Below are 1131 nucleotides of genomic sequence, written 5' to 3'. Positions count from 1 at the left end.
GGGTCGAGCTCGTACACGTACAGGTCTTCCTGGTCGACGCTGAACAGCGTCATCCCGAACGCCAGAGCGCCGTTATGACCGATGGAGACTCCGGGCAACGCCGGCTCACCGCCGCCGATCACGCTGAACGATGGCGTGTTCAGGTGAACGAGATAGCGCAGCGACGGCAGCGACAGCGAGCGGTGCGGGTCGTTCGCGACGATCGGCCGCCCGGTCGACGTGACCTGCCCGCCGAGCACCCAGTTGTTGCTGCCCTCCATCAGGACGGCGTCGGAGGACGGGACGCGAGCGGGATCGTCGAAGTCCGGGTAGGTCGTCGCGAGCTCGTACACGTCGAGGACGTCGTCAGGGATCGCATCGAGGTCCAGACCCTCGGGAACCGTCAGCGGGACGAAAGGCTCCCTCACCTTCCGCAGCTCTTCGACCGCGACGCCGTAGTCCCTGATCGTCCGCGCCCGGGCGACCTCCTCGCGGATGTTCTGGAAGAGGCCGTGGCTGCGGATCCGGGCGACGTCCTCGGGCTGCCAGCGCGACGGCAGATAGCCGTACCGGCGGAACTCCGGCGGCAGCAAGCTGGGGGAGGCCCGCACGAGATCGACGTAGGCGTTCACGCCGGCAACGAACGCGGACGCGATCCGTTTGGTGTCGGATCCGTACGCGAGCCATTCCTGGCGCATGTCACCGCGGAAGAGGAACAGCCGCGCGGCCCGGTCGCGCTCGACGAAGTGCGGTCCGAACACCTCGGACAGCAGCCCCAGACCGCGACGCCTCCACAGGTCGATCTGCCACAGTCGGTCGCGCGCCGCGTTGAAGCCTTGCGCGAAGTACGCGTCGTGCGAGCACGAGGCGTAGATGTGGGTGACGCCCCAGCGGTCGATGATCATCTCGACCGGCGACTCGAGGCCGGGAACGACGTGGACCCCTCGGTCGGCAGACACGTCCTGCTGACTCATCGTGACTCCTAGATGTGCGAGGAAGCAGAAGCGCAGGCCGCAACGCCGGGGGACGTGAATTTCCGTCACCCCGGCGCTGCGGGGAAGGCTCAGCCGACCGGGTTGCCGTTCTCGTCGTAGGCGAGGTCGTCGTAGTCGCTGACCTCGATGAGGCCTTCCTCGACCATTTTGTTGAAGG

The 1131-nt window shown here is 67.1% G+C and carries 1 protein-coding gene; it reads right to left on the bottom strand.

The genetic code is table 11. The features are described from left to right. A partial coding sequence (locus PKE99_RS37655) for a penicillin acylase family protein (RefSeq protein ID WP_271215044.1) occupies positions 1 to 953 on the bottom strand: 953 nt, incomplete at its 3' end. Positions 954 to 1131: the final 178 nt, after the last annotated feature.

The organism is Pseudonocardia halophobica (assembly GCF_027922425.1).
GTDB lineage: Bacteria > Actinomycetota > Actinomycetes > Mycobacteriales > Pseudonocardiaceae > Pseudonocardia > Pseudonocardia halophobica.
The sequence above is the reverse complement of the archived record's forward strand: the minus strand, read 5'-3'. Positions and strand labels throughout refer to the sequence as shown.